The sequence below is a fragment of the Streptococcus sp. CL8.13 genome (assembly GCF_049737895.1).
Genome location: NZ_JBKOTT010000053.1, coordinates 1 through 5,750, shown reverse-complemented (window position 1 = coordinate 5,750; position 5,750 = coordinate 1). Strand labels below are relative to the sequence as shown.

Here is a 5,750-nt window from a genome sequence, read left to right as displayed (position 1 = left end):
CATCATCTCCTGAAATTGAAAATACTTGACTAGTAGTTCCTTCATCCTCCTCATATCCCATAGCTGGAAGCTCTGTCCAATTATCTCTATTGTAGTAATTTACAGTATTTACAACCATAATGGCGCGTGCGCCCTTATCCGTAGCTCTTTTAAAAGAATTTTTTAAATCCTTTGTATAAATTCGATCCATTACTGCAATTTTGCCTCTAAGATCCAATCCTATCAAATCTTGATCTTGACCCTTGCCTATATATACAAATTTCAATTTATCAGGAGCTTTTGATCCATCTTCATTTGTTGTGATTTTATTCTTATCGAAAAAGGCCCCTATATTTCTGTATTTAAAATTTTCTCCACCTATGTTAACTTTATCAAACTCAACTGTTTGATTTTTAGCAGATGCGACTGCTATCGCATCTTCATGTGCTGCAGTTCGTGTTACATTTCCAGTGTCGGTCATTTTCAGATTATTATTTGCCACTAAATCCCATGAAGAACTTGAAGCAGAAGTCGCATAGTTACCCGTAGCTACAACCATTGGAATTCCTGCTTTTCTTAACGCTCTAATAGCCTCCCAATATTTCTCACCTACAAGACCTGTTCCTGTAAAGCCTGATGATACCGAAACAACATCGACATTGTGTTTGATCGAATCTTCAATAGCATGAAACATTGTTTCATCTCCTGCGAAGCCAGATCCTGCGTCAGAGTACATTTTATAAGAGAAGATCTGTGCATTAGGAGCAATTCCATCGATTCCGTTAAAGTTTTTAATATCTTTTTCAGTATCATTTCCCGCAAGAATCCCTGCAATATGCATCCCATGTGGATCAAAATAATCGCTTCCATCATCAGCTTTTTCTACAGTAATTTTACCACCATTATAATAATTGAAAGCATGAGGAATTTTATCACTCAACCAGAAATTTTTATCAGTACCCTTTAAGTCTTCTTTTTTAAATCTCATTGAGTCTTTGGCATCATCATCGATTCTCATAGCCTTATGCCTATAATCTGTCCCCGTATCGATATTTGAAATAACCATACCTCTGCCATCAAAGTTTTTCCCAAATGGTGCATTGATAGATTTTAGGTAATCGATTGCCTCTTCAACTCCAATTTCTTTTCTAGCATGATTCATCATAGGTTGGACTTTTTGTGACCTTTCAACCGATGACATACCTTCTATTAGTTTAATTTTGTCCAGATTATCTGGAGTTGTTTCTATTGCAACACCATTAAAAACCGTATCATAAGTATATAAAACTTTTGTATCCTTAAGATTGGATAATTCCTTGATTGCTTTTTCTCCAGATTCTTTATCTTTAAATTCAGCAATATAGACAAGTTTATCCTCTTTTTTGGGACTTTCTGGGTCTTTACTTGCAGACGAGTCCGCTTTATCTCCTTGGGATTGATTGGAATTTTCTTCTTTGATTTTTTCTTCTTCATTGCTAGTGTTATTGTCTATCACAGATTCTTTACTAACAACTTCTTTTTTCTCAATAATTGTTGTTTTCTTCTCTTCAGTATCCTTTGAGGTTTCTATAACATTACGAATATCTTCAAGTTTTTCTTTGTTTTCATTTTGTTTACCTACTACTACTGTTTCTTTATCAGGTATTTTTAAAGAATCTTCAGAACTAGGTGTATCTGCTAGGATTACCTCGTTAGGGACATATGCTGCTAAAATAACTGCAGCTGTGGTTAATGACAATACTGTACTTTTTTTCATTTTAATTCCTTACATATTTATTTAACTTCCAATAGATAGTAAACTTTAACTTTGCTAGCCTTTGTTATAAAAAGTTTTACTAAGTATTATCTAGGAAATAGAGTAGTACATTTATATATAATTGTTAGCTCTCTGAAAAATAGTATATCAATTAAAAAAATTTAAGTCAAGAAAAATTAAGGTGTATTAATTTTATTTTTAATATGTGTTAAAAAAGATATAAAAATTTCGTACTTAACTGAGATACATTATAAGCACATTCACACCATCAAAAATAGTAGCAATCAACTTAAAGCACTAGCAACATCACAAAGTCAAACATCATTGATGAAATATCAGCGCTATTAAACAATATAAATAACCGCTAAGAATAAGACTTAACGGTTATCTTCTACATATCTATTTTTTCAAATCCTCAGTCGTTTATCTACCTATAACCTAGGCTTTACGAGTGCCCTGCTCTGCCAACTGATACTCAATGAAAATCAAAAAGCAAACTAGGAAGCTAGCCGCAGTCTGCTCAAAACACTGTTTTGAGGTTGTAGATAAGACTGACGAAGTCAGCTCAAAGCACTGCTTTGAGGTTGTGGATAGAACTGACAAAGTCAGTCACATATATACGGCAAGGCGAAGCTGACGTGGTTTGAAGAGATTTTCGAAGAGTATAAGCTAAATCGCTATTACATTTAAAGTATAGCACTCTGAGAATAGATGTCAAGAAATTTTCATCTCTATTAGAAAAAGCCTGTCCTGAGACAAGGCTTTGAGTTTCTTCATCTTAGGACCCAGCACTTTCATAAGAATCCAAGCCCCTGTCCCAGAGTTTAAGGGAAATACCAAAAAAGACAAGGGAAATCAACATCAAACCTCCGATGTTAAAGATTACATCCTTGTCCTGCAAGAAATAGCTGGCAGGATAGTAAGCCGTAAAAGCAAAAGGTACGATAAAGCTAATCAACCAACGAAGAAATGAATTGTAAATGGAAATGGGATACTTGGCAAAATCATTAAACATATAGAAAATGTAAATCATGGCGCCTGACTGTTTGGTCCAAAAAGCGATACTAGCTGTCGCAATTTTTAAAGAAGTATAAATCAAGGTCGCAAAAGGAATACAAACTAGGAAAAGCAGGAATTTTGGGAGAGTCCAAGCAATGCTAGTTACGGTTGTTCCCAGTAAAATACCACCGACCAAGAGTTCGCCCAAGGCATCAATCTGAAAGGTCTCAACTAAGATGTGAAAGAGGGGATTGATGGGACGAGTCAGATACTTGTCAAACTCCCCTTTTCGCACCAAGCGCTGTCCTAGAGCCCATAGATTGTCAAAAAAGAGATGATCTAATCCCTTTGGAATTAAGGAAAATCCATAGATAAAGGCAATCTCTTGAAAGGTCCAACCTTCTAGCGAAGGGATGTGTTGAAAGAGTACATTAAGAAACAAGAGGTTCAGGCCTTGAGTCAGAAAGACTCCCAAGACACCTACCACAAAATCAACCTTGTATTCCATGATTTGCTTGATGTATTGTCTGATAAAAATCAGATGCATACGTTGATATTTTTTCATCCTAACCTCCCTGAATGGTGATAAATGACTGGACTCGTTTCCAAATCAACTGAGACAAGCCCACCATCACTATAAGCCAGAAGAACTGTAGCAAAATCGCTTGAAGAATTTGACTGGCATCGTATTTCCCAACAATAATCATGACCGGAGTGTAAATTAAGGATGAAAATGGCAAGAAGGACAGAATATCTGAAACGATTTTCGGAAAGAATGCCAAGGGAATTAAACTTCCAGACATAAAGGCCACTATGGAAGTCTTAAGTAGGTTGGAACCCCAAAGATTTTTAAACACAAAGGCAGAAAATCCAAAGCAGATATTAAAGAAAAAGTTAATCAGATAAGCCAGAGTTAAGCTAAAGAGATAAAGGACAGTTAAGCCCAACACTTCTACAATCCCTTGCCCAGATAAGATTTTCATCAAAACAATGACACTTAAAAATGGCAGTCCAACAGAGATAAAAATCAACCACTTGGAGCCAAGTTCGGTGAAAAGGTAAGAGGCCGCAAAATGCACTGGTCTCAGCAAGCGCATGATAATAGAGCCATCCTTGACCTCCTCCCCAATCATAAAGGAGCTATCAGACCTGGTCAAAAGATTGGTCACAAAACTCATGATGATGTAGAGGGTGATATCTGCCATACTAAAGCCCTGAATCAAGGACTCTTGCGAAGAATCAAAGACAGCCTTCCAGAGATAAAAGGCCACAAAAGCACCCATGACATCGCCGATTCGATAGAGAATAAAGTTGACTCGGTAAGTAATCAATTCCTGAATCCCTGCATTGATAAAAGGTTTATACCGTCTCCACAATTTGATCATCTTAGAGCTCCTTTCGATAGAAGCGACGGATAATATCCTCAATATCCGTATCCACCATCTTCAAATCGCGGATTTCAAAATCAGATAGGGTTTGCTTGATAATATCAGCTGACTGGTAGCGAGAACTATCGAATTCAATGTTGAGACTATTCCCTTGTCTATCAATGGCCATATCAGGCAGGCCTTCATAGTGAGAAGCGAGATGACTTTGACCTGGTAGCAGTTCAAAGGAGAGAGTCTTCATCTTACCAAAGGTCTCCTTGAGTTGGCTCACCGTTCCATCAAAAATCTCTTGCCCCTTGTCAATCATAAAAATCCGATCACAAAGTTGCTCAATATCACTCAGATCGTGAGTGGTCAAGAGAATGGTGGTTTCTTCCTCCTGATTAATCTGAGTAATAGCCCGACGAATGTTATCCTTGACCGAAACATCCAAACCAATGGTCGGCTCATCTAAAAAGAGAACCTTGGGATTGTGAAGCAAAGAAGCCGCAATATCCGCCCGCATGCGCTGTCCCAATGAAAGAGTCCGCACGGGATCCTTGATAAAATCCTTCAAATCCAAGACTTCATTCAAAAAGTCCATGCGCTTATGGAAGAGCGAATCTGGCACATCGTAAATCTCTTTTAAGACCGTGTAGGTTTCTTGCAGAGCCAAATCCCACCATAGCTGGGTACGTTGTCCAAAAACAACCCCAATATCCTTGACATAATCTTGGCGATTATCCTGCGGAATCTTGCCGTTAATCCGACAAAAACCAGATGTCGGTTTTAAAATCCCTGTCAGCATTTTAATGGTTGTCGACTTCCCAGCACCATTAGCCCCGATAAATCCTAAAATTTGTCCTTTTGGGACCTCAAAGGTCAAATCTTTGACCGCTTCAAAAGTCTGTTTTTCAGGATGAATAAAGGAGCGTAATGCCCCCTTCAATCCCGGTTCCTTAACAGTCTTCACAAAATTTTTCTGAAGATGTTCCACTTCTATCATTGCCATAAATCTCTCCCTATAGCAAGGAATAGCAACATTGTATTTTTGACTACAAATATTCTAAATCCTTACTTTCTAAACCTTCAACATTTTATTACTACAGAAGGCTTTATACCAACCTATTATAGTCCAATAAAAACTAGAATGCAAGCGTTTGCTTATAGATTATGAAATTAGAGATTTCTCTCTTAAAATGATGCTTTTAATCAAAAATTCTGGTCTAATCGTTTCCTTAAAACACACAAAAAAACTGCCCTTAGGGGCAGGTTACGAATTGTAAAAAGCAAACTATTTTGATCAATATGATTCACTATTTAATCAAAGTACTAATCTTTCATAATTCTTTTCACAATCCCATTTCTATCAATTAGAAAACAATCTGGAAAGGTCATTTGCTCCCATTTTTCATAATCAAAACTGGAATCAAAGTGATGTAGTAGTATTCCTATCAAATTCCCGTGTGAACTAAGTAAAATCGTTTTTTCTGAGTATCTCTCTTCCAATTCCATTAAAAAATTTACTACTCTAGCTAGTGCGTCTTGATTTGATTCCCCTTCTGAAAGAGATTCACTAGGATTTTGCCATAAATATTTAATACTGTCTTCAAACTCAGAATCTTTTATAAAGGTTGAAGATAATTTTC

Annotated in this window: 5 protein-coding genes; all 5 read right to left on the bottom strand. The window is 36.7% G+C overall.

Annotated features, from left to right (window positions below; genetic code table 11):
- Positions 1-1,735, bottom strand: a 1,735-nt coding sequence (locus ACLNCN_RS02835; RefSeq protein WP_424844568.1) for a S8 family serine peptidase, incomplete at its 3' end; no start/stop codon positions are given.
- Between the two features lie 778 nt (positions 1,736-2,513).
- Entirely contained in the window at positions 2,514-3,299 is a 786-nt protein-coding gene (locus ACLNCN_RS02830) for an ABC transporter permease (protein WP_265530960.1), read from the bottom strand.
- Position 3,300: 1 nt separating this feature from the next.
- Positions 3,301-4,119 carry an ABC-2 family transporter protein gene (locus ACLNCN_RS02825; RefSeq protein ID WP_265530961.1) on the bottom strand — a complete coding sequence of 273 codons (819 nt, stop codon included), beginning with the start codon at positions 4,117-4,119 and terminating at the stop codon, positions 3,301-3,303.
- A gap of 1 nt (position 4,120) precedes the next feature.
- Entirely contained in the window at positions 4,121-5,113 is a 993-nt protein-coding gene (locus ACLNCN_RS02820) for an ATP-binding cassette domain-containing protein (RefSeq protein WP_265530962.1), read from the bottom strand.
- 320 nt (positions 5,114-5,433) lie between these two features.
- A partial coding sequence (locus tag ACLNCN_RS02815) for a histidine phosphatase family protein (protein ID WP_424844567.1) occupies positions 5,434-5,750 on the bottom strand: 317 nt, incomplete at its 5' end.